The organism is Roseateles sp. GW821-FHT03B02, from assembly GCF_059421025.1.
In genome coordinates, this window is the sequence record NZ_JBWKUV010000001.1 from 355,048 (window position 1) to 381,630 (window position 26,583).

The following is a 26,583-nucleotide window of genomic DNA, read 5'->3' on the forward strand; positions in this document are numbered from 1 at the left end:
AGCTCACAGCCCCGCCCTTTCCAGCAGCGCCGCGCGTGCCTCGCCGACGTCGGAGAAGGGCCGGCGCACGCCGTTCACTTCCTGGTAGTCCTCGTGGCCCTTGCCGGCCACGAGCACGATATCGCGCGCGCCGGCCTGGGCTATTGCCGTACGGATGGCTTCCTCACGGGCCTCGACGACGAGGGCGCCGGGCGCGGCGACGGCGATGTCGGCCAGGATCCGGGCCGGCGCCTCGGTGCGCGGGTTGTCGGTCGTGATGACGACGCGGCCGGCCAGGCGGGCCGCGATGGCGCCCATCTGCGGGCGCTTGGTCGCATCGCGGTCACCGCCGCAGCCGAACACGCAGACAAGCTCGCCGCCGCGCGCCCGGGCCAGACCCTGCAGGGCGGACAGCGCCTTGTCCAGCGCGTCCGGCGTGTGGGCGTAGTCGACGACCACCTGCGGCAGCTCGCGGCCGTTGCCCACGCGCTGCATGCGGCCGGGCACCGGCGTGACGCGGGCCAGCACGCGGGCCACGTCGGCCAGCGCGTGGCCTTGCGCACGCAGCGCGCCGGCCACGCCGAGCAGGTTGGCCGCGTTGTAGTCGCCGATCAGGCCGGTCTGCACGTCCACCGCTTCGGCACCCTCGTGCAGCGCGAAGGCCAGGCCCTCGCCGGTGTAGTGCAGGTCCCGGGCCGACAGGCGGGCATCGCTGCGCGCCACGGCGGTGGTCCAGACATCCAGCGTCACCAGCTCGGTGGCCAGCGCTTCGCCCTTGGGGTCGTCGAGATTGACGACCGCCGCGCGCAGGCCGGGGAAATCAAACAGGGCCCGCTTGGCCACCCAGTAGGCGTCCATCGTGCGGTGGTAGTCGAGGTGGTCCTGCGTGAAGTTGGTGAACACCGCCACGCGCACGGCGCTGCCGGCCAGGCGGCCTTCATTGAGCCCGATGCTGCTGGCCTCGATGGCGCAGGCCGAGAAGGCGTCGTCGCGCATGCGGGCAAACGCCGCCTGAAGCAGCACGGGGTCGGGCGTGGTCAGGCCGTTGTAGTCGAGCCTGGGCGGCTCGCCGATGCCCAGCGTTCCGACGACACCGCAGCGCTTGCCGAGCTGGGCCGAGGCCTGGGCGATCCACCAGGCCGAGGAGGTCTTGCCGTTGGTGCCGGTGACCGCGATGACGTCCAGCGTGTCGGTGGGCTTGCCGAAGAAGGCGGCGGCGATGTCGCCGGTGCGTGCCTTCAGCCCGGGCAGCGAGGCCACGCGCGCGTCGACGAAGCCGAAGCGCTCCACATCCTCGTCTTCGACGAGGCAGGTGGCCGCCCCCGCAGCCAGCGCCGCGGCCACGAACTCGCGGCCGTCACGCGCATAGCCAGGCCAGGCGATGAAGGCGTCGCCGGGCTGGACCTGGCGGCTGTCGGTGCGCAGCGTGCCGGTGCACCATTCGGCCAGCCAGCGGGCGGCGGCCTCGGGGGATTTGAGGCGAGTGAGCATCAGAAGCTTTCCTCGGTGGCCACGGCCTTCTGGTTGGCGACGATCTGGCTCTTCACGTCCAGGTCGGGCGGCACGCCCAGCAGGCGCAGCGTCTGCGCGGTGACCTGGCTGAACACCGGGCCGGCGACCTTGCCGCCGTAGTACACGCCGGCGGTAGGCTCGTCGACCATGACGGCCACGACGATGCGCGGGTTGGTGATGGGCGCGATGCCGACGAACCAGGAGCGGTATTTATGGCTGGCGTAGCCCTTGCCCTCCTGCTTGTGGGCCGTGCCGCTCTTGCCGCCGATGCTGTAGCCGGGCACCTGCGCGTCGGGCGCGGTGCCGCCGGGGCCGGCGGCGGCCTGCAGCATCAGGCGCAGTTCGCGCGCCACCTCGGGCTTGAAGACGCGGATGCCGGCGACCGGATGGTCGTGCGGCTGGCGCAGCATGCTGACGGGGATGATCTCGCCGTCGCGCGCAAACACCGTGTAGGCGCGCGCCAGTTGGAACAGCGAGGCCGACAGGCCGTAGCCGTAGCTCATCGTCGCCTGCTCGATGGGCCGCCAGGTCTTGTAGGGCCGCAGCTTGCCGGTGATGGCGCCGGGGAAGCTGATCTGCGGCCGCTGGCCCAGGCCGATGGCGGTGAACATCTCGTGCATCTCGCGCGGCTGCATCTGCATGGCGAGCTTGGTGGCGCCGATGTTGCTGGAGAACTTGATGACCTCGCGCAGCGGAATCACGCCATGGGCGTGGGTATCGGTGATGACGGCGCCCTGGAAGGCGTACTTGCCGTTGCCGGTATCCACCAGCGTGTCGGGCGTGCTGCGGCCGGTTTCCATGGACAGGCCGGCGATGAAGGGCTTCATCGTGGAGCCGGGCTCGAAGACGTCGGTCAGCGCGCGGTTGCGCAGTTGTTCGCCTGAGAGGTTCTGGCGGCTGCCGGGGTCGTAGCTCGGGAAGTTGGCCAGGGCCAGCACCTCGCCGCTGAGCGCATCCAGCACGACGACGGAGCCGGCCTTGGCCTTGTTCTCGGCCACCGCGTCGCGGATGCGCTGGTAGGCGAAGAACTGCACCTTGGAGTCGACGGAAAGATCGACGTCATGGCCGTTGGCGGCCGGCACGATCTCGCCGATGTCCTCGACGACGCGGCCCAGGCGGTCGCGCACGACGGAGCGCGAACCGTCGCGGCCCTGCAGCTCCTTCTGGAAGGCCAGCTCGATGCCCTCCTGGCCGCGGTCTTCCACGTTTGTGAATCCGACCACATGGGCCGCTGCCTCGCCCTCGGGGTATTTGCGGCGGTACTCGCGGTCCTGGAAGACGCCCTTCAGACCCAGCGACTTGACCTTGGCCGCCGTCTCGTCGTCGGCCAGGCGCTTGAGCCAGACGAAGCGCGACTCGGGGTTGAGCTTGGCCTCCAGCTCCTTGCCGGTCAGCCCCAGGGCCTTGGCCAGCTCGCGGCGCTTGTCGACGTCGGCGTCGACTTCCTTGGGGATGGCCCAGATCGACGGCACGGCCACGCTGGCGGCCAGGGTCTGGCCGGTGCGGTCGTTGATGCGGCCGCGGCTGGCAGGCAGCTCCAGCGTGTGGGCATAGCGGGCCTCGCCCTGCTTCTGGAAGAACTCGGTGTGCAGCACCTGCACGTAGATGGCGCGGCCCAGCAGGCCGGCGAAGGCCAGGCCGACGAGGGCGACCAGGAAGCGCGAACGCCACGGCGGCGTCTTGGACGCGAGCAGCGGGCTGGTGGAGTAGCTGACGCCGCGGTTGGCGCCGGCCATGCGCGCGCCGGACTTCGGAGCCTTGCTCATGGCGCGACTCCCGAGGCCACAACGGCCGGCGAGATCAGGCGCATGCCCAGGCGCTCGCGCGCCACCTGCTCGACGCGCAGGTTGGTGGCCTGGGCGTGGCGCTCGGCCTTCAGCCGCTCGGCGTCGGCGGCCAGGCGCTGGCCCTCGTTCTTGGCCTTCTCGCGCTCGGCGAACAGGCGACGCGACTCGTAGGCGCTGTGCACCAGCACGACGCCGCTGAGCAGCACCGCGAGGATGAGCACGAGGTTGAGCTTGGCCACGCGCTCAATCCTTCAGGGGCGCATCGGTGCGCTCGGCCACACGCAGCACGGCGGAGCGCGAGCGCGGGTTGGCAGCCACCTCGGCGGCGCTGGGCTTGATGCGGCCCAGCGCATTCAGGATCAGCGGCGCAGGCTCGGCAAACGGCGCGCGGCGGTCGAACACATGCTTGCTGTGCTCGGCGATGAAGGTCTTGACGCGCCGGTCCTCCAGCGAGTGGAAGCTGATGACGGAGAGCCGCCCGCCGGGCGCGAGCAGGCGCAGGGCCGCGTTCAGCCCCTGCTCAAGCTCTTCAAGCTCGCCATTGACATGAATCCGAAGGGCTTGAAAGGTGCGAGTCGCCGGGTCCTGCCCGGGCTCGCGGGTCTTGACCGTGCGAGCCACGAGTTCGCGCAGCTCGTCGGTGCGCGTGAGGGGCGCACCGGCTTCCCGGCGAGCAACAACCGCCTTTGCAATCTGGCCAGCAAACCGTTCTTCGCCATAGTCCCGAATCACCCGTGCAATCTCGCGCTCGTCGGCACTCGCAAGGAAGTCCGCCGCGCTCTCGCCGCGGGTCGTGTCCATGCGCATGTCCAGCGGCCCCTCGAAGCGAAAGCTGAAGCCGCGCTCCGGGTTGTCGATCTGCGGGCTGGACACGCCCAGGTCCAGCAGCACACCATCCACCCGATGGACACCCAGCGCCGCCAGCTGATCGGCCATGTCGGCAAACGCGCTGTGGACGATGGAGAAGCGCGGGTCGGTGATGACCGCCGCCGCGGCGATGGCCTCGGGGTCGCGGTCGATGGCGATGAGGCGGCCGGTGGGCGCCAGCTTGCTCAGCAGCAGGCGGGAGTGGCCGCCGCGGCCGAAGGTGCCATCCACGTAGATGCCGTCGGGGCGCGCCAGCACGCCGTCGACCGCCTCGTTCAGCAGCACGGTGGTGTGGCGGAACTGGGCGCTGTCATCCATGTCGGCGCCCATCAGAAACTGAAGTCCTTGAGCGCGTCGGGCAGCGGGCCGGCCATCACCTCGGCCTCCTGGGCGGCGTGAGCCTCGGCATCCCAGAGCTCGAAGTGACTGCCCATGCCCAGCAGCATCACGTCGCTCTTGAGCCCGGCGCTCTTGCGCAGCTCGGGCGAGATCAGCACGCGCGCCGCCGAATCGATCTCGACGTCCATCGCGTTACCGAGAAAAACACGCTTCCAGCCGGCAGCCGACATCGGCAGCGCGGCGACCTTGTCGCGGAAGACCTCCCAGGTCGGCCGCGGGAACAGCATCAGGCAACCGTCCGGGTGCTTGGTGACGGTCAGGCGCCCCTGGCAGAGCAGTTGCAGCACCTCACGGTGTCGGCTGGGCACGCTCAGGCGTCCCTTGGCATCTAAAGCCAGGTTGGAGGCACCTTGAAAGACGATTTCCGACACTTTTCACCACGAAACAACACTTCCTCCCACTTTAAGGGCCACACCTACCCGGGTCAAGGTTCGGCACAAGTTTTTTCAATGAAATCAAGCACTTAGAACGAGCTGTTATTTCATACAGCACGAGAAAAAATCTCGTTCAGAAATAAGGACTTGGCGGGATATTGAGAAGTAGCGCTTGAGCTATGCGAGTAAAGGCCATCGCGTTTGTCCCCATCCGCAGGGGCAGCGGCACCCCACCTCCGCCCGCCCACCGGGAGGACTGCGTGGGTTTTGCCGCACAAATCACGGCAAACCTTTGCAGCACGGCGCTCAGAATGCTTTGGCGCCCGCAATATCTGCTGAAATTTCATGCTGTTTCAGCGTTCTCTTCCCAGAACTCGAATCCCGAGACGCTCCACCCGAACCCAAACAAGGACGCTCCATGAAGTTTTTGTCCCATATGCGCATCGGACAACGGCTTGCCGCCGGCTTCACCGTCGTCATTGCCTGCCTGGTGGCGATGGCCGGACTGGGCTATGTCGGCATCCAGACGCTGAACGGCGAGGTCGGCCAGTTGCTCAGCGTCGACTACAAGGCAGTGGCGCTGGCCAACAAGGCCAAGGGCCAGCTGGGTGACGCCGTGCGCAGCATGATGACGACGCTGATCATGACCGGCGAGGAGCAGATCAAGAAGGAGCTGGACACGGTCGCCAGCAACATGGCCGCCCATGAAAAGACCATGGCCGAGCTGGAACCGCTGCTGACCGACGAGGCCAGCGTGGAGCAGCTCAAGGCCGTCAAGGAGGCGCGGGCCAAGTTCATGCCGGCCCAGGCCGCGTTCGTGAAGACGGTGGCCTCCGGCGACACCGAGGGCGCGCCGCTGAAGTTCCAGTTCTCGGTACGCGCAGCCCAGGTCAAGTACATGGCCGCGCTGGACAAGCTGGTCGAGACACGCAACGCCGGCATGGACGCAGCCGGCGAGAAGTCCAACCGCGTGGCCAGCAAGACGGCCCTGCTGCTGCTCGCGCTGGCGGCGGCGGCCATCGCCGCCAGCGTGCTGACCGGCGTGCTGATCACCCGCGGCATCGTCAACCCGCTGCGCGGCGCCGTGAACGTGGCCCGCAAGGTGGCCTCGGGCAACCTGACCAGCGAGATCGAGGTGCGCGGCCGCGACGAGACCGGCGAGCTGATGCAGGCCCTGCACGACATGAACGAGAGCCTGAAGGGCATCGTCGGCCGCGTGCGCGAGGGCACGGAGTCCATCTCGTCGGCGTCCAGCGAGATTGCCAGCGGCAATCTGGACCTGTCGCAGCGCACCGAACAGCAGGCAGCATCGCTGGAGCAGACCTTCTCGGCCATGCGCGAGCTCACCAACGCGGTGCAGCAGAACGCCCAGAACGCCCAGCAGGCCAATCAGCTGGCCAAGGCGGCCTCCCAGGTCGCCGGCGAGGGTGGCGAGGTGGTGGCCAGGGTCGTCAGCACCATGGGCAGCATCGACGCCTCTTCCAAGAAGATCGTCGACATCATCAGCGTCATCGACGGCATCGCCTTCCAGACCAACATCCTGGCGCTGAATGCCGCCGTCGAAGCCGCCCGCGCCGGCGAGCAGGGCCGCGGATTCGCGGTCGTCGCCGGCGAGGTGCGCTCGCTGGCAGGCCGCAGCGCCGACGCCGCCAAGGAGATCAAGCGCCTCATCGGCGACTCGGTCGAGAAGGTCGCGCTGGGCAGCGAGCTCGTGGCCAAGGCCGGCAACACCATGCAGGGCGTGGTGGCGAGCGTGCAACGGATGACCGACATCATGGGCGAGATCACCCATGCCAGCGCCGAACAGAGCTCCGGCATCGAGCGCGTCACGCATACCATCCAGGACATGGACAAGAGCACGCAGCAGAACGCCGCCCTGGTCGAGCAGGCCGCGGCCGCGGCCGATTCGCTGCGCAGCCAGGCCCAGGGGCTGGAGGAGGTCGTCAGCCTCTTCAAGCTCGACGCCGCCCACTGAATCTCGCCCCAAAAACAGGAGACTGCATGAAGACGAACCCCGTCACCCGTTGGCTGAACGGCAAGACGCTCGCACTCGGGCTTGCCCTCGGGCTCGCCGGCCTGACCCAGGCGGCCGAAGTGGCCGGCGTCAAGCTGGAAGACTCGGTCAAGGTCGCCGGCAAGGAGCTCAAGCTCAACGGTGCCGGCGTGCGCACGCGCATCGTCGTCAAGGTCTATGTGCTGGGTCTGTACCTGACCGAGAAGAAGGACACGCCGGCCGCCGTCTTCGAGTCGACCGGCCCCCGCCGCTTCGCGCTGACCATGATGCGCGAGGTGACCGGTGACGAACTGGGCCAGGCCTTCCTGGCCGGCATCACGGCCAACACCGACAAGGCCGAGCGCTCCAAGTTCGTCAACCAACTGGCCCAGTTCGGCGACGCCTTCGTCAGCATCCCCCAGGCCAAGAAGGGCGACACCGTGACGGTGGACTGGGTGCCCGGGACCGGCACGCTGATGTCCTTCAACGGCAAGCAGCTGGGCGAGGCCATGCCGGAGCTCGGCTTCTACAACGCGCTGTTGAAGATCTGGCTGGGCGAGAAGCCGGTCGATTCTTCGCTGAAGCCCGCCCTGCTGGGCAAGGGCTGACTCTGATGCCCCGGCAGACGCGCCACGCCGCCACCGCGACGTGGCGCGTCTTGCTTGAGGCGCCCCAATCCCTTGGCAGCATGACCGCATCTTGAGCCGCAAGCCTTCGTCCTCGCTCTTTGCCGCCCTGGCCCTGGGTGCCAGCATCGGCCTGCTGCTGCCGGCCCTCATCGTGGGCGGCCTCTTCATCGGCCTGCGCGAAGCCAAGGTGGCCGAGCAGTCGCTGCAACGCGACCTCGACGCCAAGCTCGACGTGCTGGCCAGCAGCCTGCCCGAGCTGCTGTGGAACCTGGATGCCGTGGCGGCGCGCGAAGTCGTGTCGGCCATCGTCAAGTCGCCCGAGGTCGTGCGCGTCAGCGTCAGCGATGCTTCCCAGGGCCTGCCCTTCATCGAGAACCACCTGCCCGAGCGGCGCCTGGGCCAGACGCTGACCGGCGAGCGCGACATCCTGCGCGGCGCCACCCGCATCGGCCACATCCAGATCGAGATCGACGACCACCTCAGCACGACGGCCGTGCTGCGCCAGCGCTGGCTTTACGGCGCCACCGTCGGGGGCCAGCTGCTGGCCTCGCTGGCCCTGGTGCTGTGGCTGTTGAACTCGCGCCTGTTCCGCCCGCTGCGCGAGCTCGGCGACTTCGCCAACGACCTCGCCGAGGGCCGCTTCAGCGCCAAGCTGCAGCACACGCGGGAAGACGAGATCGGCCTGCTCGGCAGCCATCTGGAGCACATGCGCGACGCACTGCAGCAGCAGTTCGACGCCCAGCGCAACCTCATCGAGCGGCTGCGCGGCATGGCCGAGACGGTGCCCGGCGTCGTCTACCAGCTGCGCCTGGCCGTGAACGGCGAATTCAGCTTCGCCTACGTCAGCGAGGCCGTGCGCGAATACTTCCTGCTCGGCAGCACCGAGCTGAGCCGCGGCGCCGCACCCTGGTTCGAGCGCATCCACCCCGACGACCGCGCCGCGGTGCGCGAGAGCCTGCTGGCTTCGGCACGCAACCTCAGCCCCTGGCAGCAGGAGTTCCGCACGCCCCAGGCCGACGGCAGCGAGCGCTGGCTGTATGGCAATGCCATTGCCCAACGCGAGGCCGACGGCAGCGTGCTGTGGCACGGCTTCCTGACCGACATCTCGCGCCAGCGCCGCGACGCGCTGGAGCTGGAGCGCTACCGCCACCACCTGGAAGAGCTGGTCGAGGCACGCACCGCCGAACTGGCCGAGGCCACGCAGGCGGCCCAGGCCGCCAGCCTGGCCAAGAGCGCCTTCCTGGCCAACATGAGCCACGAGATCCGCACGCCCATGAACGCCATCATCGGCCTGACCTACCTGGCCCAGAGCGACACCATCGAGCCCGAGCAGCAGCAGCGCCTGCAGAAAGTGGCCAACGCCGCCGAGCACCTGCTCAGCGTCATCAACAACGTGCTGGACTTCTCCAAGATCGAGGCCGGCAAGGTGAGCCTGGACCAGCGCGACTTCACTGTCGACCAGGTGCTGGACAACATCGCCAACATGACGACCCAGGCCGCCGCGGCCAAGCGGCTGCGGGTGGAGACCGACATCGCGCCCGAACTGCGCGGCCGCGTCCTCGTCGGCGACCCGCAGCGCATTTCCGAGGTGCTGCTCAACTTCGCCGGCAACGCGGTCAAGTTCACCGACAGCGGCTTCGTGCGCCTGCGCGCCCGCGTCGACCCCGGCCGGCCCGGCCCCGGCCTGGCCTTGCGCTTCGAGGTGCAGGACAGCGGCATCGGCATCGCGCCCGACGCGCAGGGCCGGCTGTTCCGCGATTTCGAGCAGGCCGACAGTTCCACGACGCGCCGCTACGGCGGCACGGGGCTGGGCCTGGCCATCTGCCGGCGCCTGGCCGAGTTGATGGGCGGCAGCGTCGGCGTCGAGAGCGCGCTGGGACGCGGCAGCAGCTTCTGGTTCGCACTCAATGTCGAGGCCGCTGCCCGCGCACCGGTTGCGCCGGTCGCGGCACCGCGGCCGCATTCCGCCCGCGAGCGGCTGGCCGAACTGGCCCAAGCCCACCCGTGCCGCATCCTGCTGGCCGAGGACAACCCGGTCAACCAGGAGGTAGCTGTCGCGCTGATCGGCAGCGCCGGCCTGACCGTCGATGTGGCGGTCGACGGCCGGCAGGCCATCGACATGGTGAAGACCGGTGACTACGCGCTGGTGCTGATGGACGTGCAGATGCCCGTCATGGACGGCCTGGACGCCACGCGCGCCATCCGCCGCCTGCCGCAGGGCGCGCAACTGCCCATCCTGGCGATGACGGCCAATGCCTTCGACGAGGAGCGCCAGCGCTGCCTGGACGCCGGCATGGACGACCATGTCGCCAAGCCCGTCGTCGCCGAGCAGCTGTTCGCGACGCTGCATGACTGGCTGTCGGGCGCCAGGCATGTGCGGCACCGGGCGGCCCTCTGAAGCCCTGCTGACGACGCGGCGACCTGTCCGGGCGCCGGGCGTGGCGCTAGAGTCGTCCAACGCCGCTTGGCCGCATTCGGAGGGAGGTACCGTGAAGACGTTCGTTTTCGGACTGCTGGTTCTCTGCGGTTCGGTGCTCGCCGAGGCCCAGCAGCGACTGGTGCTGGCGACCGAGGAATACCCGCCCTACAACATGAGCGACGCCCAGGGCCGGGTCGTCGGCGTCTCGACCGAGATCGTCAAGGCCTTGCTGGACAGCGCAGGCGTGGACTACGAAATCGCGGTCTACCCCTGGGCCCGGGCCATCGCGATGGCCCGCACCCAGATCAACACCTGCGTGTACTCCATGTCCCGCACGCCCGAGCGCGAGGACCTCTACCGCTGGATCGGCCCGCTGGTGGTCAACGACTGGACGCTGTTCGCGCGCAGCGGCGCCAGCCGCCCGGCGCACCTGGAGGAAGCGCTGAACATGCGCATCGGCAGCTACCAGGGCGACGCCATCGTCAGCTATCTGCAGACGCGCGGCTATCTGGTGGACGTGGCGCCCAGCGACGACGCCAACCCCAAGAAGCTGCTGGCGGGCCGCATCGACTACTGGGCCACGGGCCGGCTGATCGGCCAGTACCGGCTCAGGCAGCAGGGCCTCGGCGGCATCGAACCGGTGCTGACCTTCAATCGCACCGAGATGTACCTGGCCTGCAACAAGCAGCTGCCTGATGAGCAGGTACGGCTGCTCAACGCGACGCTTCAGCAGCTGGACAAGAAGGGCACGATCAAGAAGATCCACGCCGCCGCAGGCTACGGGCCGTAGACCGGCGGCCTACTGGGACTCCTTGATCAGGCGGCCCGAACCGGCCTGCAACGGTCGCGCGTTCATCGGATAGAGCTTGGCAAAGACGCCGAGCTGCTGGCTCGACAAGGCCACCGGCTGGCGCATCACCATCCACAGCACGCCTTCGGTGCAGGGCGGCTCGGTCAACGACCCCATGTAGGTGTAGTAGCCGCGCTCGGCGGGCAGCACCTGGCTCAGGTCGATCTGCACCTGGGCGGCCAGCGCCTCGCCCTTCTCCAGCGGCAGATTGGCCCAGACCGTCTGGATCAGTGGCTGGGGCTTGTCGTCGCTGCCGCGCTCCAGCAGCACGGCGACGATGGCCTGCCGCCCCTGCGCGTCCCGGTGCACGAGGTGGGCCACCATGTCGAACGGCCGGCCATTGATGCGCTCCTCGCTCGGGCGGTGGAAGTGGAACTGCAGCAGTTCGTAGCGCCGCCCCATGACCGTCAGCCCGCTGCCCGGCGCGACGCTGACCACGATGGTGTGGCCGTTGTCCAGCACCGAGAAACTGCTGCTGCGGTAGTCGAAGGCAATGGGCTCCAGGTCGACCGACAGCCCGTCGCGGATGTCGATGGGGCTCTGGCGCGTGCCGACGGCGCAGAGCTTGTTCTCGGGCGCCAGCTCGGCCCAGCGCTCGGGGCCCACGTCGCCGGTGTAGCCCCACGGGACGGGCGCCTTGGGCTCGGCCCTGGCCGGCCGAGCCGGCTTGGGCGCCGTCCTGGCGGTGGCCGCCTCGCTCTTGGTGGACAGACGCTCCGCCAGACGCTGGCGCAGCACCTCCACGGGCTCCTTGGTCGGTTCCTGCGCCTGGGCCGCGAGCGCGAACAGGCAGACAGCAGCGAGTACGCGCTTTCTCATGACGCTGATTTTCGGCATTGCCGCGGCGGGCTTGAGCGGGGCCCGACGAATGGCGCCGGATCAGCCCGCGACGGAGCGCCGGACACCGTACCAGGCGCCCAGGCCGATCAGCATCAGCCCGCCCGACGTGACCGCCAGGGCCACGGTGGAATGCATGACCAGCGGCACCAGCAGGCCGGCAACCAGGCCGTTGGCCGCCGAACCGATGCAGGCCTGCAGCGACGAGGCCATGCCACGGCGCTCGGGCACCTGGTCCAGCACCAGCAGCGTGACGACCGGCACCATCAGGGCCCAGCCGAAGGCGAACAGGCCCACCATGGGCAGGGCCCAGAAGGCGCTCAGCGGCGCGAACAGGTTGAGCGCGATGTTGGCGATGGACACCGCGAACATGACGCGAAAGCCCCGCATGATCTGGCGCTTCGGGCTCATCTTGCCGGCAAGGCGCCCGCTGACCGCGGCACCAGCCATGATGCCGCCGATGGAGCAAAGGAAGAACCAGAAGAACTGCTGCGGCGCGAAGTGCAGGTGCTCGCCCAGGAAGACCGGTGTGGCCAGCACGTAGAGGAACATGCCGTTGAACGGGATGCCGCTGGCCAGCACCAGCATCATGAACTTGGGGCTGCTGCACAGCCGCCAGTACTCGCGCAGCAGCGCGCCCACATGAAAGGGCTGGACCAGGCTCGGATGCAGCGTCTCCGGCAGCAGCCGCCAGTTCGACACCAGAAGCAGAGTGCCGACGGCGGTCAGGAACCAGAAGATGGAATGCCAGTCTGCGTGCACGAACAGGAAGCCGCCCACCATGGGTGCGATGGCCGGCGCGACGCCGAAGAACAGCGTCACCTGCGACATCACGCGCTGCGCGTCCGCCGGCGGAAACATGTCGCGGATGATGGCCCGCGACACGACGATGCCGGCGCCGGCCGACATGCCCTGCACCGTGCGCCAGAACACCAGCTGGCCGATGGAGCCCGCCACGGCGCAGCCGATGCTGGCGAGCGTGAAGGCACTCAGGCCGATCAGCACGACGGGCCGGCGGCCGAAGCAATCCGACAGCGCGCCGTGGAAAAGGTTCATGAAGGCGAACCCCAGCAGATAGGCCGACAGCGTCTGCTGCATCTGCACCGGCGTCGCGTCCAGCGCCGCGGCAATGCCGGCAAAGGCTGGCAGATAGGTGTCGATGGAGAAGGGTCCGACCATGGCCAGGCAGGCCAGCAGCACGGACAGGGCCCAGCGGGGCGCGCGCCACAGGCGGCTGGCGTCAGGATTCATCGAGGCGGTCGGTAGACGTGCAAGAAGGCCGCCTGTTGCGGCCGTCGGGCAGTGTATCGAGCCCCTCCCGACCGCGCCTTCGCAGGGTTGATGGCCGCCTCAGGCAAGGCCGCGCCACTGCGGCGCCATCTTGAACTGGGCGCTGCGCTGCAGCAGCGCAGCGGCCTGCTCGACGAGGGCCGCGCTCTGCGGCGTGTCCTGGTCGGTGGCGGCCACCGCCTGATTGACCTGGCCCATGCCGCTGCGCTGCTCGGTGGCGGAGGCATGAATCTCGGCCATCAGGTCCGTCATGCGGTCCACCTGGCTGACGATGTCGCCCATCGTCGTGCAGGCCTCGCCTGCCAGGCGGCTGCCTGCCTCCACCTTCTCGACGCTGGCGCCGATCAGGCTCTTGATCTCGCACGCCGCCTGCGCGCTGCGCTGGGCCAGCGCTCTCACCTCGCCGGCGGCGACGGCGAACCCCGTCCCTGCTCGCCCGCGCCTGCCAGATGGCCGGTGAAACGCCCGTTGGTGCTGCGCAATCCAGACGGTGCGAGCGCGCTTGGCGAGCGAGAAGATCGGCAGTGAAGGGAGAAAGAAAGAGTGAAGCAAGCCGATAGGCCGGATTCTGTGCACCGGGGTCGCCCCCGGCGTGACCGCCATTCCTCTGGGCCGGACATCACTGCCCGGCTCGGTGCCACCTACCCGCCAGCTCTGCGAGCCGCATCAACGCTGGCCTACTTGGTGTTGCTGCGCGTAGAGATTGCCCGTTTCACCTCTGTCGGGCGAACCCGACAGAACTCGTCTCTGTTGCTCTGATCCTCGGCTTTCGCCGGGCAGCCGTTAGCTGCTACGCCGCTCTGTGCAGTCCGGACCTTCCTCCAGGGCCTCGTTTCCGAGATTGCCCCAGCGGCGGTCTGGCTTGCTTCACACTAGCGATTATCCCCGCTTCCCCACAGGAGAGCCCATGAAGGCCCACAGCGTCCTCGACACCATCGGCAACACCCCCCACATCCGCCTGCAGCGCCTGTTCGGCGCGGCCGAGGTGTGGGTCAAGTCCGAGCGCAGCAATCCGGGCGGATCGATCAAGGACCGCATCGCGCTGTCCATGGTCGAGGACGCCGAGGCCCAGGGCCTGCTCAAGCCGGGCGGCACCATCATCGAGCCGACCTCGGGCAACACCGGCGTCGGCCTGGCCATGGTGGCAGCCGTCAAGGGCTACAAGCTCATCCTCGTCATGCCCGACAGCATGAGCATCGAGCGCCGCCGGCTCATGCTGGCCTACGGCGCCAGCTTCGACCTGACACCGCGCGAAAAGGGCATGAAAGGCGCCATCGCCCGCGCCCGCGAGCTGCTGGAGCAGCACCCGGGCTCGTGGATGCCGCAGCAGTTCGAGAACGGCGCCAATCCGGCCGTGCACGTCAGGACCACGGCCCAGGAGATCCTGCGCGACTTCCCCGAGGGTCTGGACGCGCTGATCACCGGCGTCGGCACCGGCGGCCACATCACCGGCTGCGCCCAGGTCCTGAAGGCGGCGTGGCCGCGGCTCAAGGTCTATGCCGTGGAGCCGAGTGCCAGCCCGGTCATCAGCGGCGGCCAGCCCAGCCCGCATCCCATCCAGGGCATCGGCGCGGGCTTCATCCCGGCCGTGCTGGACACGGCGCTGCTGGACGGCGTCATCCAGGTCGAGGCCGAGGCCGCCCGCGAGTACGCCCGCCGCTGCGCCCGTGAGGAGGGCCTGCTCGTGGGCATCTCCAGCGGCGCCACGCTGGCCGCCATCGCCCAGAAGCTGCCGGAACTGCCGGCCGGCGCGCGGGTGCTGGGATTCAACTACGACACCGGCGAGCGCTACCTGTCGGTCGAGGGCTTCCTGCCCCAGGCCTGACGGCGTTCGCCGACGACGCGGCGGCTCACTCGCCGCCGCCGTCCTCGTCGCCGGCGCCCTCGTTGTCCTTGCGCGCCTGCCGGGCCAGCTCGGCCTTCAGTGGCTTCAGGGATTCGATGAGGGTCTCGGGCGACTGGGTGCCGACCAGGCGCAGGGCCGGCGGCGGCAGGCTGGCCAGGTAGGGCGGGCCGAAGACGTACTGCTGCTCCTGGCGGTTGCCCACCTGCAGGCCCAGGCCCAGCAGCAGCAGGACGGCGATGCCGCCGTTCAGCGTGCGCCGCGCACCCGGCCAGACCAGGCGGGCGTGCCAGGCGATCAGCACCGCGGCCCCCACTGGCGTGCTCAGCGACTCCAGCGCCATCAGCCGCGGCCAGGACAAGGCATAGGCCAGGGCCGGCAGCAGCCACTCGAGCAGCTGCAGCGCCACGATGACCACCAGGGCGCGGCGCAGGTGCTTCGTGAACGGGAAGCGGTGCTGGAAGAGCTGGCTGGCCAGCGACCACAGCCCGGCCCAGCCGAGCACGAAGGCCAGCGGCGCAAGCAGCGGCGAGGCGTAATCCACCCAGCGCGCGTCGGGGTCGACGGCGCTCCAGCGGTCGACCCACTGGAAGAACACCATGGACAGCAGCAGCAGCGGCAGCAGCGCCCAGTGGCGCACCGGGTGTACCACCAGTGGCAGCTCCGGCGCGAGCATGTCTGCGCTGGTGCGCAGGCGCAGCGAGCAGCCCGCAAGCTGGAAGGCGCCGCCGACCGGCAGCGTGGCCTCGTCGCCTGCGACCAAGCGCCGGGCTGCCACCGAACCACCGTTGCGGCTGTCCAGCAGTTTCAGCCGCACGCTGCCTTCGAGCGTGATGTGGAGCTCGGCATGCTCGGCGGCCAGATGGGCGTCGTCCAGCACAATGTCGCAGGCCGGCGAGCGGCCGATGCTCACCGGCCAGCGGGTCACGCGCTGCACGAGGGCGGCGCGGCCATCGCGGCCCAGCAGCTCGACGACGGCGGCGGCGGGCACGGCCACGGCGGCAGGCGTCATTTGGCCTTGCTGCTGTTCGTCCACGCGAAGCCCTCCAGGTAGTGCGCCGCGAGCTTGAGCGCGTTGTCGAAGCTGACGCCGCGGGCGTCGAAGCGGCCCAGGGCCCCTTGCTTGGCGGCGTCCACGGTCGTCACGAGGATGCTGAGGTCGTGAAGCCCGTCCAGCTTGCGGTAGGCACGCAGGCAGACGACGGCGCGCAGCGGCAGGCCTTCTCGGTCGACGAACTGCTCCTTGCAATAGGGCGCGGTGCGCGACTTGTCGGCGGCGCCCAGGCGCTCGTTGCGGAAGCTGCCCGAATACTGGCGCGCGAAGCGCAGCGCGCCGAGCTTGCTGCCGTCATAGGCCTCATGGGACATGTCCAGCCAGCCCGTCTGCAGATTGCCGCTGACGAAGAGGGCATGGTCCATGCGGCACTGCGAGCGCTCGAAGTCCAGGCCCTTGGTGTCGGCCGAGGTGCCCCTCCCCCAGCAGCGCATGAAGTCCTGCTTGGGCACGGGCAGGCGGTAGCGGTCGTGGTTGGCGCTCTCCCAGGGCAGGGCCAGGAAGCGCATGACGAGCTCGTCCTGGTAGCGGGTGAGCTGGTCGCGCAGCCGGCCCCAGGCTGCTGCGCGGATGGGCTTGGCATTGATGCTGCGCTTGACCAGGCTCTCGGCAAATTCGCCCGGGACCAGGAAGCTGACCTGCTGGGCGAACAGCAGCGTCGACACGTTCACGCCGACGACGAGGCCATCCTCGTCCAGCACCGGGCCGCCGCTCATGCCGGGGTTGATGCCGCCGGCGTAGTAGATGAGCGGGTCGAAACTGCGCTCGACCAGGCCGTTGTAGTTGCCCTCGACGACGGCGAAGGCCACGTCGTGCGGGTTGCCCATCGAGTAGATGCGTTCGCCCTTGGCCAGCGGCTGGCTCTGCGGCCTGAAACCCAGCGCGCCGCGGCCCTTCAGCCCATCGCCGACGGCGCGCAGCAGGGCCAGGTCGCGGCGAGCGTCGAAGTCCAGCAGTTCCAGCGCACCACCCTGGCCGTCGGTCGTTGCGTAGCGCAGCCGGTAGCTGTCGGGCTCCAGCGCGAACTGGCTGATGACGTGGTAGTTGGTGACGACGTGGCCGTCGTCGCTGACGAGAAAGCCCGAGCCGACCGAAGCCTGGCTGTCCTGGGTCTTGAGCAGCGTGCGGATCTGCAGCAGCTGGCCCTTGCTGCGCTCGTACAGGCGCCGGGCGCTGGCAGACACGGTGGGCGGCTGCTGGGCCTGGGGGGTGGCAGGCGCGACAGGGGCCGCGGGGGGCGGCGTCGCCTGCTGGGCGGCGGCGACGCAGGCCATACCGGCAAGCACCAGGCCGAACAGCGACTTCAAGCGGGACTTCGTCAACAAGCGGAACCTCCGAGGGAGGGCGCCGATGCTAGCTGCTTTGGCCTGAAAACCCGGTGGTCAGCGTAGAAGCCCGGCACCTCATTCGGGGGCCACCAGCCGGGAATGCCGAGCACGGGCAGCGGCGGCAGCACGGCGGGACTGAGCACCACTGGCAGCATCGGCGCCTCGACATCGTCGACCAGCAGCACGCGGGCACACAGCGGCTTGCGCGGGGCTTGCAGCTTCTCCAGCAGCGCATGGCCGACGACCAGCGCCCGCGTCTGCCGCCACAGCCGGCGGCGCGTGACGAAGAGCGCCGTCCAGTCGTGCGCGCGCAGCGCGGCCTGCAAGGCCGGGGGCGCGGCCAGCAGCAGGCCGCTTTCATCCAGCAGCGTGAGGGCATCGCGCACCGGACCGCGCTGCCCGGGCGGGGCGGGCGGAGCGCCGATGTGGGCACGGTTCAACCCGGCCTTGAAGGCCGGATGGCGCAGCCAGACCAGGCCGTTGAAGAGGTCATGCGCGTTGTCACGCGTGGGCACGCGGCCGGTGGTGGCGACGTGCTGCTCGTAATCACCCGAAAAGCCACCGACCGGCTCGAAGCGCTCATGGCCCAGGGCGCGATGCACCGGCTGGCCGACTGCCAGCCGGGTCAGCACCGGCCCTGCCACCTCGCGGTAGGGCGAGAACCAGGGCTGCGCCCAGTCGGCATCGATCATCCGTGGCCGAAACGCACCTGGTTGGGGTTTTTGTCGGGCTGCAGCTGGAAGGCCTGGGGATGCTTGCGGAAAAGCTTGGTGGCCGGCGCGGACTTCGCCAACAGGCCGGCCTCCTTCAGCACCTTGGCCGCGGCGCCCAGGTCATGCCACTGGCCATCGGCCAGCCTGGGGCAGGCAGCGAGCACGGCGTTGATCTCCCTGGCCGCCACAACGTTGGCATCGACCGACGCCGGCTTGGGCGCAGCCGCAGGCTTGGGCGCAGCCACGGGCTTGGGTGCGGCGGCCGGCGTCGGCTTGGGCGCCGATGCCTCGACCTTGGCTGGCGCCACCTTCTTCGCCGCGGACCGGGGCGTTGCAGCCTTCCTGGCAGGCTCCCGCTTCGCGGCTGGCCGCGTGGCGCCATGGGCCAGCTCATTGAACTGGTCGTAGATCTGGATGACGCCGTCGCCCGTCTTGCCGTGCTGGCCGAAGCCGCGCAGCCAGGCGCCCTTCTCGCGCAGCCTCAGCACCAGCGGTGCGAAGTCGCTGTCGGACGACACCAGCACGATGACGTCGGGCTTCTCGGTGATGGCAAGGTCCATCGCGTCGACCGCCAGCGCGATGTCGGTCGAGTTCTTGCCGATGGCGAGGTTGACGATGGCGCGCAGGCCCAGGCGCTTCAGGAAGCTCTGCTCGCGCAGCGCCTGCTCGGCGTTGCAGTAGGCGCGGCGGATGTGGGCGGCGCCGTAGTCCTTGAACACGGCGTTCAGCGCCTGCTCGATGACGTCCGTCGCGACGTTGTCGAAGTCGACGAGGAAGGCGACCTTCTTCATCCGATCAGTTTCCATTGCAGGGTCTCTCCGCCGCGCAGCGGCTTCAGTTGGGCCTCGCCGAAGGGCACCGCGGAAGGCAGCGTCCAGGGCTCGCGCTTGAGCGTGACGGTGCCGGTATTGCGCGGCAGGCCGTAGAAGTCGGGGCCATGGTGACCGGCGAAGGCGTCGAGCTTGTCCAGGGCGCCGATGGCCTCGAAGGCCTCGGCATACAGCTCCAGCGCCGAGATGGCCGTGAAGCAGCCGGCACCGCAGACCGAGTTTTCCTTCAGCTGGGCGGCGTGCGGCGCGCTGTCGGTGCCGAGGAAGAACTTCGGCAGGCCCGAGCCCGCCGCCTTCAGCAGCGCCTGGCGATGCTCTTCGCGCTTGAGCACGGGCAGGCAGTAGTAGTGCGGGCGCAGGCCGCCGGTGAAGAGGGCGTTGCGGTTGTAGAGCAGGTGCTGGGGCGTGATGGTGGCAGCCGTGAAGCGGTCGGCCTCGGTGACGTAATGGGCCGCCTCCTTGGTCGTGATGTGCTCGAAGACGACCTTGAGCTCGGGCATGGCGGTACGCAGCGGCGTCATCACGCGGTCGACGAACACGGCCTCGCGGTCGAAGACGTCGATGTCGGCGTCGGTCACCTCGCCGTGCACCAGGAACAGCAGGCCCTCGCGCTGCATGGCTTCCAGCGTCTTGTAGGTCTTGCGGATGTCGGTCACGCCGGCATCGCTGTTGGTCGTGGCGCCCGCGGGGTAAAGCTTCAGCGCGACGACGCCAGCCTCCTTGGCTCGCTTGATCTCGTCCGGCGGCGTGTTGTCCGTCAGGTACATCGTCATCAGCGGCTGGAAGTCGGAACCTTCCGGCAACGCGGCCAGGATGCGACCGCGGTAGGCCGCTGCCTGGGCAGCCGTCGTGACCGGCGGGCGCAGATTGGGCATGACGATGGCGCGGGCGAACTGGCGCGCGGTGTAGGGCAGCACGCTGGCCAGCGCCGCCTCGTCGCGCAGGTGCAAGTGCCAGTCGTCAGGGCGGGTGAGGGTAAGGATGTCACTCATGAGGCGCGATTGTCTCCGCCGGAAGGATGCACACTCCGCACCTGATCGAAAAGGAGACAGCGCCCCCCATCATGAACAACGCGAAACGCTTGGTCGGCACCCTGGTCCTGTTGGCAGCCTTCGGTGGCGCCCTCTTCTTTGCACTGCGCAGCAACGAGGAGCACAAGCAGATCGCGCAGGAGCAGGCGGCCATCGCGAGCGCCGAGCCGCTCAAAGGGCTGATCGCCGTCGATGTGGAAGCCTTCTTCAAGGATGAGCGCGTCACCAAGGTGCTAGGCGGCGCCAAGCTACCGGTGCAGGTGGCCCGCGTGGGCAGCCGCGACATGGCTGCCAAGGTCGGCGCGGCCGACCAGCCCGACTTCTTCATCGCCAGCGGCGTGGTCGCGGCCAATATGATTGCCGACGCCGCCCGCAAGGCCGGCAAGACGGCGACGCAAACCTCACCCTTCCACACGCCGCTGGTCGTCGCGTCCTGGGAGCCGGTCGCCAGGATCCTGGCGGCCAACGGCATGGCCAAGGCGCAGGCGCCCAAGGTCTACAGCCTGGACATGGAGAAGCTGACCCAGGCAATGCTGGCCAAGCAGCGCTGGCGCGACCTGAAGGCCAGCGGCGACTATGCGGTGTCGCGCAGTGTGCTGGTCAGCACGACCGACATCCGCCGCAGCAACTCCGCCGCGATGTACCTGGCGCTGACGTCTGCCGCGCTGAATGGCGACGTGGTGGCCGACCGCGCCGCAGCGCAGAAGTACGCGACGCAACTCGCCGAGCTGTTCAAGCGCCAGGGTTTCCAGGAGAACTACGTCAACGGCGCCTTCGACGACTACCTCGCCATCGGCATGGGCAAGACGCCGCTGACCTTCATCTACGAAGCCCAGATGGTGGCCCAGGCGCTCAAGGGCGGCGTGCGGCCCGAGATGGTGCTGATGTATCCGCAGCCCACCATCGTCAACAAATGGGTGCTGGTGGCGCTGAACGAGCGCGGCAAGCAGCTGGCCGAACTGCTGGCGACGAACAAGACGCTGCAGGCCGTGGCGCTGGAGCAAGGCTTCCGCACCGGCGACACGGCCGCCTTCGCCGAGGCCGCCAAGACCGCTGGCCTCGCCGTGGACGTAAAGCTGAATCAGGTCATCGACCCGCCGGGGTTCGACCTGATGTTTGAAATGATCGACATCGTCAGCCGGGAGATGAACCAGTGATGCGCCGCACCCTGCTCCTGTTGAGCTTCACGCTGCTCGCCGCCTGCGGCAAGAAGGCTGAAGAAGCACCCGCGCCATCGGCGCCGCCGTCCGCCGCGACCGGTGCGCCGCTGCAGGTGCTGGCCACCAGCGATCTGAAGGACATCGAGCCCCTGGCCGCCCAGATCCGCCAGGCCACCGGCGTGGACGTGCAGTTCCGCTTCGGCGGCACCATGGAGAGCACCCAGGAAGTGCTTAGCGGTGACAGCGCCGGCAAGCCCGCGCCCGACGCGGCCTGGTTCGCCAACGCCAAATACCTGCTCAGTGACGCGACCGGCCAGCGCAAGGTCAAGCTGCAGGAAAAGATCATGCTGTCGCCGATGGCCGTCGGCGTCAGCAAGAGCGACGCAACGAAGAACGGCTGGGATCGACCCGACGCCAAGCTGACCTGGGCCGACATCACCCGCGCCGCCAAGCAGGGCAAGCTGCAGTACGCCCTCTCCAACCCCGCCACCAGCAACCAGGGCTTCATGGCCCTGCTGGGTGTCGTCGCGGCGGCCGGCGGCAAGGGTGAGGCGATGGGCGCGGCCGATGTGGACCGCGGCGCGATTGCCGACTTCCTGAAGGGCTACAAGATCGTGGGGGACAACTCCACCTATCTGGCCGAGCAGTTCATCAAGCAGCAGGGCACCCGCGCCAACGCCTTCATCAACTACGAGAGCTGGCTGCTGACGCTGAACGCCAGCGGCAAGCTGCGCGAGCCCCTGCATCTGATCTACCCCTTCGAGGGCGTGGCCACGGCCGACTACCCCTTCATGCTGCTCAACGACGCGCGCCGCGCCGACTACCAGAAGGTGGTGGACTATCTGAAGAGCGACGCTGCCCAGCTCTGGCTGGCCAGGCAGACGCTGCGCCGGCCCATCAAGTCCGAGCTGGCCGCCCAGGTCGCCGACCTCCTGCCGGCGCGCGGCTTCCAGGTGGAGCTGCCTTTCTCGCCCGACCGCCAGCTGGCCGACGGCCTCATCGACGCCTACCTGAACGAGTTCCGCAAGCCCATCGCCAGCACCTTCGTGCTGGACACCAGCGGCAGCATGCAGGGCAAGCGCCGCGAGCAGCTGGTCGAGGCCATCCACTACCTGGCCGGCGCCGACGCCTCGCTGACCGGCCGCGTCGCCAAGCTGAGCAATCGCGAACGCCTGTGGTTCCTGCCCTTCAGTGACCGCGTGCGCGAGCCCGTCGCCTTCGAGATCCCCGCCGGCAGCAAGGTGGCCAAAGGCGTGCAGCCCCAGGCCGACACCGAGGCCAAGCTGGCCGAACTCAAGCGCGTGCGCGACGCCGCCGACGAGCTGAGGATGGCCGGCGGCACGGCGCTCTACGACGCGGTGCTGGCCGGCCTGCAGAACATGCTGGAGGAGCGCAAGCGCAACCCCGACTACCAGTACTCCGTCGTCGCCTTCACCGACGGCAAGAGCAATATGGGCCGGCGGCTGGAGGACTTCAAGCGCGCCTACGAGCAGCTGCCCGAAGATGTGCGCGGCATTCCCGTTTTCATGGTGCTGTTTGGCGAGGCCGACGCGGGCGACCTGAAGGCGCTGGTGGAGATCACCGGCGGCCGCGTCTTCGACGCGCGCAAGACGCCGCTCTACGCGGTGTTCAAGGACATCCGGGCCTACCAATGAGCAGCGTGTTGAGATGGCTGAACGCGCCAGCCAACTGGTGTGGCCTGCTGGCGGCGACCGGCGTGCTGGTGCTCAAGGGCCTGGGCTTTCTGGGCAGTTGGGGCCTGGGCGTCGCGGCGCTGGGCTACGTCGTCGGCCTGGTGGCCGGCGCGCTGTGGTGGGGCTGGCCGAGCACGCGCGAGGATGCCTGGGAGGCGCTCAAGTTCGAGGACGAAGGCGACGCCCGCGAGGCCATGGGCCGGGCGCTGGCGGGCGTGCGCGGCCTTACCGAGCACAACCCCGGCGGCCGCATCCCCAGCGCCCTGGCCCAGCGCATCCAGCAGCTGTGCCGCCGGCTCGAAGCCCTGCTCGACCAGTGGGAGCGCAGCAAGGGCCAGCTCAGCCTGCAGGAGACCTTCCATGCCCGCCACATCGCCATCAGCTATCTGCCACAGGCGCTGAACACCTATCTCAGCATCCCGCCGCAGTTCGCCACCACCAAGCTGCTGGCCAACGGCAAGACGGCCCAGACCACCTTCGAGGGCGTGCTGGCCGAGCTGGAGACCAAGGTCGAGCAGCTCGGCGACGACCTCGCCTCGCAGGACGCCCAGGCCTTCCTGCGCCACAGTGAATTCCTGAACCAGAAGTTCGGCAGCAAGGACATCGCATGAACACCACGACCACGACGACCGCCGCCCCCGCCTTCACGCTGACGCCGCCCGAGGTCATCACGCCGGTCCAGCCGCCGCAGGCCGTCGAGGCCGTGCCGCTGAAGGCCGAAGTGGCGGACAAGGTCGACGAGCAGGTGCGCCGCTTCATCGAGGCGCTGGAGAAGGAAGACCTGCACAGCGAGCCCTTCAAGGCCAAGCTGGACAGCGCCTTCCAGCTCGGGCGCCAGGAGATCAGCGTGGCCGCCGGCCTGATGCAGGGCAGCCTGATGCAGCGCAACTTCGTCGGCGCGACGGACACGCCGGCCTACAAGGCCATCGCCGCCATCCGCGGCCAGCTCGACGAGCTCAACCCGGGCAAGGACGGCGACCTGCTGCAGCCGCGCAAGCTGCTGGGGCTGATCCCCTTCGGCAACAAGCTGGAGGCCTATTTCCGCAAGTTCGAGTCGGCCAGCTCGCAGCTGCAGACGGCCATGACCCAGCTCTACGCCGCCAAGGACGACATCCAGAAGGACGTCATCGACATCGAGGCCACGCGCGGCAAGCTGTGGGAGGCCATGCAGGCCCTGGCCGCCGCCGCGCGCTTCGCGCGCACGCTGGACTCGCGCCTGGACGAGCGCGTGCAGCAGCTCAAGGCCGGCGATCCTTTGCGCGCCAAGGCGCTGGAGCAGGAGGTGCTGTTCTACGCCCGCCAGAACCTGGCCGACATCCAGACCCAGCAGGCCGTCTGCGTGAACGGCTACCTGGCGCTGGACGTGCTGAAGAAGACCGGCCGCGAAATGATGATCGGCTGCGACCGCGTCGCCACCACCGGCATGAGCGCGCTGGCCGTGGCCCAGACCGTGGCCCGCGCCACCGGCAACCAGATCGAGGTCATGCAGATGCTGCAGGGCGTCAACAAGACCATCGGCGATCTGATCCACCAGACCGGAACGGCGCTGAACCAGCATGTGGACGCGACGGCCGAGTTCTCGTCCAACCCCATGCTGGGCATCCAGCAGATCCAGTCCATGTTCGACCAGACCTTCCAGGCCATGGACGCGATGGACAACTTCCGCAGCCAGGCCATCGCGACCATGGGCACCAACAACAAGCTCATCCAGGAACAGCTGGCGCGCTCGGAGACCTACATCGACCGCGTGCGCCAGCAGCAGGCCAAGGCGGCGATGTCGGGCGGCGCGGCCATCGACGGGCCGGTCAGGCTCTAGGCTTCGTCCAGGTGCCGGGCGAGCAGCCCGTCAGCCAGTCCATGAAGTCGCGCACGCGGCGTGGCGTGTGGCGGCGACGCGGATGCGACCGGGTGCCGGCTGGATCACTGGCCAGCGCGTCGAGGCCTCGGGCGGCATGTTCGTCCAAGGGTCAAGGCATCCACGAGGCCAGGGTCGCGCGTATAACGCGTTCGCCCCACCCTCAGGAGATGCCATGACCCGTCATGCCCTCACGCTGGCCGCCGCGGCCGCGTTGCTCGCCGCCTGCGCCAACGAGCCGATGCAAGCCATGGGCCCGCCGGCCAAGGAGATGATCTACGCCGTCACGGCAGCGAACCAGCTGATCCAGTTCAACGCCGGCCAGCCGCAGAAGACGCTGTCCACCAAGCCGCTGACGGGCCTCGCCGCCGGCGACACGCTGCTGGGCATCGACTACCGCGTGGCCAAAGGGCAGCTCTTCGGCCTGGGCGCCAGCGGCCAGCTCTACCGCATCGACACCAAGACGGGCACGGCCAGCGCCATCGGCACGCCCAATGCGCTGCCCAAGGAGGGCGCCACCGAATGGGGCTTCGACTTCAACCCGACGGTGGACCGCATCCGCGTCGTCAACGACGCGGGCTACAACCTGCGCCTGCACCCTGACACCGGCGCCATCGTCGACGGCAACCCCAACGAGCCGGGCGTGCAGTTCGACGGCCGCCTCGCTTACGACGCCGCCGACGTGAACGCCGGCAAGACGCCGGGCGTCGTCGCGGCCGGCTACACGTACAACAAGGACAACGACAAGATCACAACCAACTACGCGCTGGACGGCCGCCAGGGCGTGCTGGTGCACCAAGGCAGCAAGGAAGGCGTGCAGCCCGCCGTGTCGCCCAATACGGGCAGGCTCTACACCGTGGGATCGCTGGGCATCGGCAGCTTCCAGCACGCGACGCTGGACATCTCCGATGTGTCCAACGCCGCCTACGCCGCCATCACGGCAGACGGCAAATCAGCCTGGTACCGCATCGACCTGGCGACCGGCAAGGCGGCGCGCATCGGCAGCGTGGCCGGTGGCCCCTTGGTGGGAGCGGCCATCGAACCCTGAGCGCATCCGCGGCACGGCCGGCCCGCGCCTAGACGGCCCCTCGCGTCTGCTGGCTGCTGAAGTAGGCTACCTTGCGGGCCCGCATGACCTCGCCGAGCGGCCGATGCGCGACCAGGGCCTGCCAGGGGTCGAAGACCCCGGCCTCGACATGGGCGATGAAGTCGGCGTCGGTGGAAGGCGCGTCCAGCGTCAGCTCGGCCACGTCGAGGAAGGGCGCAACGGACTCGGGCCACTCGACGCTGGCGTCCTCGATGGGCGTGCGCGCCTCGTCGACGAAGAACTGCAGTTGCAGCCGGTATTTCAGCGGCCCGGCTGCGGCGTGGGCGGCGAGGTCGCCGGCCCAGTCGCCGTTGACGTCGGCACGCGGCTTCACCCCTGTGGGTGGCAGCAGGCGGACCTTGGCCGCCGCAGGCCCGCAGCAGATGGGCAGAGTGCTGGCAAAGACCTCGGTGGCAAATCCCGTGAAGGGCTTGCCGGCCGTCGCTGCCAGTTTCTTGAGCTGCCTGAAGCCGCCAACGAGGCCGAAGGTCTTGAGCATCCAGCCGATCACGGCACCGGGGCTACGGCCGGCCGCCTCCACGAGGCCGAAGAAGTGGCGGCTGTCGGGGAAGGCGAAGGCCGTCTGGTTGATCAGCGAGATGTCCTGGTGGTCGGTGCGGCCGCCCAGCGCTGCCTCTCCTTCGACACCGAAGACCCGCATCGCGAAGCCGCGGATGTCGGGCCGGCGGTTGCTCTGCCGGTCCATCGCGCCGTTGGACAGGCGCACCCAGACCTCGTGCTCGCCGGACTGAGCAAAGAGCCCATGGCGCGCGTGTTCGGGCAGGCCGTCCAGTACCCGCAACCTGCCGCGCAAGGCAGCCAGGGCTTTGCGGTGCAGGGCGCGACCGGCGCCGTAGCGCTCGTCCTTGCGCTTCTGCATCTCGGCCATCATGCGCGCCGCCTCGGCATGGCGGGCGGTCTCGTCGGCCGCGATGACTTCCTTCCATCCCGTGCCGACGCTGCTCATGGCGATGCCCCTTTTCATGCCAGCACGCCTGCATGCGCGCTGCCCTTCGTTAGGCGTCGCACAGGACGCGGGTCCTGTGCTCGAT

The 26,583-nt window shown here is 69.0% G+C and carries 24 protein-coding genes and 1 other RNA gene; 10 read left to right on the forward strand and 15 right to left on the reverse strand.

The genetic code is table 11. The annotated features are described in order from the left end of the window. Positions 1–3: 3 nt before the first annotated feature. From AC07VX_RS01635 to mraZ, 5 genes are read right to left on the reverse strand one after another with little or no spacing between them, the layout of a single operon-like run. Positions 4–1,470, reverse strand: coding sequence for a UDP-N-acetylmuramoyl-L-alanyl-D-glutamate--2,6-diaminopimelate ligase (locus tag AC07VX_RS01635; protein ID WP_493163474.1), 1,467 nt, complete (start codon positions 1,468–1,470; stop codon positions 4–6). After that, positions 1,470–3,257, reverse strand: a complete 1,788-nt coding sequence (locus tag AC07VX_RS01640) for a peptidoglycan D,D-transpeptidase FtsI family protein (RefSeq protein WP_493163472.1) — start codon at positions 3,255–3,257, stop codon at positions 1,470–1,472. Before AC07VX_RS01640 ends, AC07VX_RS01635 begins: the two co-directional genes overlap by 1 nt. Next, positions 3,254–3,517: a cell division protein FtsL gene (gene ftsL, locus AC07VX_RS01645; RefSeq protein ID WP_493163471.1), complete on the reverse strand. Its 264-nt coding sequence runs from the start codon at positions 3,515–3,517 to the stop codon at positions 3,254–3,256. Before ftsL ends, AC07VX_RS01640 begins: the two co-directional genes overlap by 4 nt. Positions 3,518–3,521: 4 nt before the next feature. Next, complete coding sequence (gene rsmH / locus AC07VX_RS01650; RefSeq protein ID WP_493163470.1) at positions 3,522–4,463, reverse strand: 16S rRNA (cytosine(1402)-N(4))-methyltransferase RsmH; 942 nt, start codon at positions 4,461–4,463, stop codon at positions 3,522–3,524. A gap of 11 nt (positions 4,464–4,474) precedes the next feature. Next, complete coding sequence (gene mraZ, locus AC07VX_RS01655; protein ID WP_493163840.1) at positions 4,475–4,906, reverse strand: division/cell wall cluster transcriptional repressor MraZ; 432 nt, start codon at positions 4,904–4,906, stop codon at positions 4,475–4,477. A 430-nt stretch (positions 4,907–5,336) separates the two neighbouring features. Here mraZ and AC07VX_RS01660 point away from each other — a divergent pair, with 430 nt between their 5' ends. The 4 genes from AC07VX_RS01660 (at position 5,337) to AC07VX_RS01675 (ending at position 10,749) form a co-directional block, all read left to right on the forward strand. Beyond that, complete coding sequence (locus AC07VX_RS01660; protein ID WP_493163469.1) at positions 5,337–6,893, forward strand: methyl-accepting chemotaxis protein; 1,557 nt, start codon at positions 5,337–5,339, stop codon at positions 6,891–6,893. Between the two features lie 26 nt (positions 6,894–6,919). Continuing rightward, positions 6,920–7,519 carry a chalcone isomerase family protein gene (locus AC07VX_RS01665; RefSeq protein ID WP_493163468.1) on the forward strand — a complete coding sequence of 200 codons (600 nt, stop codon included), beginning with the start codon at positions 6,920–6,922 and terminating at the stop codon, positions 7,517–7,519. A 91-nt stretch (positions 7,520–7,610) separates the two neighbouring features. Continuing rightward, a complete protein-coding gene (locus AC07VX_RS01670; RefSeq protein ID WP_493163467.1) occupies positions 7,611–9,938 on the forward strand; it encodes an ATP-binding protein in 2,328 nt (775 codons plus the stop codon). A gap of 91 nt (positions 9,939–10,029) precedes the next feature. Continuing rightward, complete coding sequence (locus AC07VX_RS01675) at positions 10,030–10,749, forward strand: substrate-binding periplasmic protein (RefSeq protein WP_493163466.1); 720 nt, start codon at positions 10,030–10,032, stop codon at positions 10,747–10,749. Positions 10,750–10,758: 9 nt separating this feature from the next. Here the strand turns inward: AC07VX_RS01675 and AC07VX_RS01680 are convergent, their stop codons facing one another. From AC07VX_RS01680 to rnpB, 4 genes are all read right to left on the reverse strand, one after another. Continuing rightward, positions 10,759–11,628 (reverse strand): carbonic anhydrase, encoded by an 870-nt coding sequence (locus tag AC07VX_RS01680; protein WP_493163465.1) that lies wholly within the window; start codon positions 11,626–11,628, stop codon positions 10,759–10,761. A gap of 60 nt (positions 11,629–11,688) precedes the next feature. Beyond that, on the reverse strand, positions 11,689–12,897 hold the full coding sequence (locus tag AC07VX_RS01685) for a multidrug effflux MFS transporter (protein ID WP_493163464.1): 1,209 nt from the start codon (positions 12,895–12,897) through the stop codon (positions 11,689–11,691). Positions 12,898–12,996: 99 nt separating this feature from the next. Then, entirely contained in the window at positions 12,997–13,488 is a 492-nt protein-coding gene (locus AC07VX_RS01690) for a methyl-accepting chemotaxis protein (RefSeq protein ID WP_493163463.1), read from the reverse strand. Continuing rightward, positions 13,478–13,805, reverse strand: an RNA gene (rnpB, locus tag AC07VX_RS01695) — RNase P RNA component class A. Before rnpB ends, AC07VX_RS01690 begins: the two co-directional genes overlap by 11 nt. 38 nt (positions 13,806–13,843) lie before the next feature. Here rnpB and cysK point away from each other — a divergent pair. Further along, positions 13,844–14,761, forward strand: coding sequence for a cysteine synthase A (cysK, locus tag AC07VX_RS01700; protein WP_493163462.1), 918 nt, complete (start codon positions 13,844–13,846; stop codon positions 14,759–14,761). 25 nt (positions 14,762–14,786) lie between these two features. On the opposite strand, the gene AC07VX_RS01705 is transcribed toward cysK, so the two are convergent. From AC07VX_RS01705 to pyrC, 5 genes are read right to left on the reverse strand one after another with little or no spacing between them, the layout of a single operon-like run. Continuing rightward, entirely contained in the window at positions 14,787–15,791 is a 1,005-nt protein-coding gene (locus AC07VX_RS01705) for an FHA domain-containing protein (protein ID WP_493163460.1), read from the reverse strand. Next, positions 15,788–17,155 (reverse strand): S1 family peptidase, encoded by a 1,368-nt coding sequence (locus AC07VX_RS01710; protein ID WP_493163459.1) that lies wholly within the window; start codon positions 17,153–17,155, stop codon positions 15,788–15,790. Before AC07VX_RS01710 ends, AC07VX_RS01705 begins: the two co-directional genes overlap by 4 nt. Further along, on the reverse strand, positions 17,152–17,853 hold the full coding sequence (locus tag AC07VX_RS01715; RefSeq protein WP_493163458.1) for a DUF3025 domain-containing protein: 702 nt from the start codon (positions 17,851–17,853) through the stop codon (positions 17,152–17,154). The genes AC07VX_RS01710 and AC07VX_RS01715 overlap by 4 nt, the downstream gene beginning before the upstream one ends. Beyond that, positions 17,850–18,665, reverse strand: coding sequence for an NYN domain-containing protein (locus tag AC07VX_RS01720; protein WP_493163457.1), 816 nt, complete (start codon positions 18,663–18,665; stop codon positions 17,850–17,852). Before AC07VX_RS01720 ends, AC07VX_RS01715 begins: the two co-directional genes overlap by 4 nt. Beyond that, complete coding sequence (gene pyrC, locus AC07VX_RS01725) at positions 18,662–19,696, reverse strand: dihydroorotase (protein ID WP_493163456.1); 1,035 nt, start codon at positions 19,694–19,696, stop codon at positions 18,662–18,664. The genes AC07VX_RS01720 and pyrC overlap by 4 nt, the downstream gene beginning before the upstream one ends. 71 nt (positions 19,697–19,767) lie before the next feature. On the opposite strand from pyrC, the gene AC07VX_RS01730 reads away from it, so the two are divergent. The 5 genes from AC07VX_RS01730 to AC07VX_RS01750 all read left to right on the forward strand — a co-directional run bounded on the left by AC07VX_RS01730 (position 19,768) and on the right by AC07VX_RS01750 (position 25,492). Next, a complete protein-coding gene (locus AC07VX_RS01730; RefSeq protein WP_493163455.1) occupies positions 19,768–20,892 on the forward strand; it encodes a hypothetical protein in 1,125 nt (374 codons plus the stop codon). Continuing rightward, a complete protein-coding gene (locus AC07VX_RS01735; RefSeq protein WP_493163454.1) occupies positions 20,892–22,550 on the forward strand; it encodes a vWA domain-containing protein in 1,659 nt (552 codons plus the stop codon). Before AC07VX_RS01730 ends, AC07VX_RS01735 begins: the two co-directional genes overlap by 1 nt. An 8-nt stretch (positions 22,551–22,558) precedes the next feature. After that, positions 22,559–23,200 carry a hypothetical protein gene (locus AC07VX_RS01740; RefSeq protein ID WP_493163453.1) on the forward strand — a complete coding sequence of 214 codons (642 nt, stop codon included), beginning with the start codon at positions 22,559–22,561 and terminating at the stop codon, positions 23,198–23,200. Beyond that, positions 23,197–24,405 (forward strand): toxic anion resistance protein, encoded by a 1,209-nt coding sequence (locus AC07VX_RS01745; protein ID WP_493163452.1) that lies wholly within the window; start codon positions 23,197–23,199, stop codon positions 24,403–24,405. Before AC07VX_RS01740 ends, AC07VX_RS01745 begins: the two co-directional genes overlap by 4 nt. A 214-nt stretch (positions 24,406–24,619) precedes the next feature. After that, the gene (locus tag AC07VX_RS01750; RefSeq protein WP_493163451.1) at positions 24,620–25,492 is read left to right on the forward strand and encodes a DUF4394 domain-containing protein; all 873 of its coding nucleotides are present in this window, start codon (positions 24,620–24,622) and stop codon (positions 25,490–25,492) included. A 28-nt stretch (positions 25,493–25,520) separates the two neighbouring features. On the opposite strand, the gene AC07VX_RS01755 is transcribed toward AC07VX_RS01750, so the two are convergent. Next, positions 25,521–26,516: a catalase family protein gene (locus AC07VX_RS01755; protein ID WP_493163450.1), complete on the reverse strand. Its 996-nt coding sequence runs from the start codon at positions 26,514–26,516 to the stop codon at positions 25,521–25,523. Positions 26,517–26,583: the final 67 nt, after the last annotated feature.